We start from the raw sequence: 2,305 nt of genomic DNA, 5'->3' as shown, positions 1-2,305 counted from the left end.
GCAAGCCTTAGTCGGTCACTAATGCTTAGTTTCGTTCACCATCGCTTGGTACTTTCATTTGACTTCAGTCGTGACACCATACCGCGCGAACTGGTCAGCGATCCCGTCCAGTATGATCTTCTTCGCCGGGATGCCGTGCTGTGCCGCCAAGACATTCAATGCCGTATGCGTCTCGGTCGAAAGCCGGAGCGTCATCGAGCGATAATCCTTTGGCAGCGTGCGTGGTCGCCCAACGCGTCCGGAAGATGCTTCTAGGTTTTCTTCCTGAGTTGGAGAAGATGGCGCCTGTGTTGGCTTATGGGATGCCAGATCACCCAAAGACAAGGACGCGCGTTTAGCCATTGAGATAAGCCTTTTTCAGATAACGCCAGAGAGATTGCAGCTCTAGGTCTGCCTTGCCCCCAGGCTCATATTCGCACACAGCCCGACCATCATTCAGGGCGTAAGAGAAGGCGGAGCGCATCGAAACCGTGGGAGGGGCAACCGGAAGCCCCAGCGTATTCGCTACTGCCCGCGCCTCGGCCGTAAGCGCCCCCTCCCCTATCCCTCTGGGCGGTGGGCACTGGTTAAGCACAATCACCCCTGTCTCTCCGGCTTTCTTTGCCAACTGAGCGGTAGAGGCCACAGCGCGTAAATCCAGAACCCCAGGGCGCGTAGGAATGACGGATACCGTAGCTGCCTTGATGGCCTGCACGGTCTCCCCTTCAACCGATGGCCGCGTATCCACGATCAGAAGATCAAAACCATCATTTTTGGCAGCCTCCTGAATGGTTGGCAGGTCAGATGCCGAGCGCTCGATCAGCGTTATGTCCTGCGCCTCTCGCGTCTGCCACCACCCGGCGGCCGATTTTTGAGGATCACAATCCACCAGTGCCACCCGCAGGCCATCAGCAGCCGCCAGAGCGGCAAGATTGACTGCCAGCGTGGTTTTGCCGGTCCCGCCCTTCTGAGCGATCACAGCCAAGGTTTTCAGGGCCTTTTTCGTCATTCCTCCATCTTCCCACAATTTCCGGTTTTTATCAATTTAGGTTTTTCGGATTTGGTAATTTCATAATTCTAGGGATTTAGGTTTTTAGAGTTATTGCAATTTAGGTTTTTAGGTGCATAAATAAGGCAGCCGATACCGAGGGTGGAGCCTCGATACCGGCCTAACCACAGACTTGAGGTGACAAGCCAATGGCTAATCGTAGCAACGCGCTGGGTATCCTGACAATGCGCCTGTGGGCGGAAATAAAGCCATGACGCCGGATGAAGCATACGCCACCCTGTTCGGGGTACCTGACCCGATCCAGAGCGGGAAACAATGGGCAGATGCCGTGTGGGGCGTGGATGGCCTGCCCTTGCAGGAGGCGCAAAGGCTGATGCAGACGGAGGCTGAGGCCATGCGGCATAGGCTGAAAGATGCCCCATGCGCCAGATATGAGCATGAGGGCATCCCCTTAGTGGATCGACATGTAGACCACTTCACCGTTGCAGCCAAAGCGCGTCTGTATGACCTCTACATGGCCCACCAGCACTACAAGGGGCACGCATGAGCCGCCCCGCACGCACCTGGTCCGCCCGTGACCTCCGCCGGATTGAGCACCTCCGTAAAGAGGGCCTGTCATGGCGCGAGGTAGGCGAGGCGATGGGCAGCAGTTCCGCGTCCTGCCACCGGGCATGGCGAGCGCATACAGCGCCGCTCAGTGTGGCAACGCCCGACCGGCTGGCGGCCATACAGGCGGCCACCACGGAAATCAGCGTCATGGCCGGGATACTGGCCCGCATGGCGGAAGGCGACAAACAGACTGGAATGGAACTGGCCTGGCTGGCTGAGGGGATCGGCCGACATGCCAATGCCATTGAGGACTATATTTCATGACCGATAGAACAAACAATCAGCGCCGTCAGGAAGCCTTGCAGGCCGTGGAATGGGCGGCACGCGAAATTGCGCGGCAGACAACACGTATAGGAGCGAGGCTGCGGTGAACATGTTTCTGCAAGAAGCCCCCTGCCTCAGAAACCATGCCGACGTGACTGCGGATTTTCTGCGGTCACTGAGTGGTGAGTTGAAACTGGAAACACGCCGGGGCGTGTCCATTGACAAAGTGGCAGAGCGCATTGCCTTCGCGCTCAACAATTTTGCTCTGCACGAACGGGGTGTGCCCGCGGCGCAGAGCCACGCCGAAATGAAGCAGACAGCCATCGCAATGCAGAAATGGGCAAAGGCCGGCATGAAGCTGGTTGGCAACGGGTACGTAAGTGAATCAACAGCATGCCGGGAGACCCTTATCAGGATTGCGCTCCATTCTGCCCAGCGTTTCCC

At 57.5% G+C, this 2,305-nt stretch carries 5 protein-coding genes; 3 read left to right on the top strand and 2 right to left on the bottom strand.

Annotation, left to right across the window (positions count from 1 at the left end):
- Positions 1-54: 54 nt before the first annotated feature.
- Together KMAL_RS17070 and KMAL_RS16495 are read right to left on the bottom strand one after the other, a co-directional pair.
- Positions 55-342 (bottom strand): hypothetical protein, encoded by a 288-nt coding sequence (locus tag KMAL_RS17070; protein WP_146044263.1) that lies wholly within the window; start codon positions 340-342, stop codon positions 55-57.
- A complete protein-coding gene (locus KMAL_RS16495) occupies positions 335-988 on the bottom strand; it encodes an AAA family ATPase (RefSeq protein ID WP_110096529.1) in 654 nt (217 codons plus the stop codon). The genes KMAL_RS17070 and KMAL_RS16495 overlap by 8 nt, the downstream gene beginning before the upstream one ends.
- 250 nt (positions 989-1,238) lie before the next feature.
- Between KMAL_RS16495 and KMAL_RS16490 the strand changes: the two genes are divergently transcribed.
- From KMAL_RS16490 to KMAL_RS16480, 3 genes are all read left to right on the top strand, one after another.
- The gene (locus KMAL_RS16490; RefSeq protein ID WP_110096528.1) at positions 1,239-1,535 is read left to right on the top strand and encodes a hypothetical protein; all 297 of its coding nucleotides are present in this window, start codon (positions 1,239-1,241) and stop codon (positions 1,533-1,535) included.
- Positions 1,532-1,861: a hypothetical protein gene (locus KMAL_RS16485; RefSeq protein WP_110096527.1), complete on the top strand. Its 330-nt coding sequence runs from the start codon at positions 1,532-1,534 to the stop codon at positions 1,859-1,861. Before KMAL_RS16490 ends, KMAL_RS16485 begins: the two co-directional genes overlap by 4 nt.
- Before the next feature lie 103 nt (positions 1,862-1,964).
- Positions 1,965-2,305 (top strand): hypothetical protein (locus KMAL_RS16480; RefSeq protein ID WP_146044262.1); only part of this gene is annotated, 341 nt, incomplete at its 3' end.

Origin of the sequence: Novacetimonas maltaceti (genome assembly GCF_002906255.1) — a bacterium.
GTDB classification, from domain to species: domain Bacteria; phylum Pseudomonadota; class Alphaproteobacteria; order Acetobacterales; family Acetobacteraceae; genus Novacetimonas; species Novacetimonas maltaceti.
This window is presented reverse-complemented; position numbering and strand designations above follow the sequence as displayed.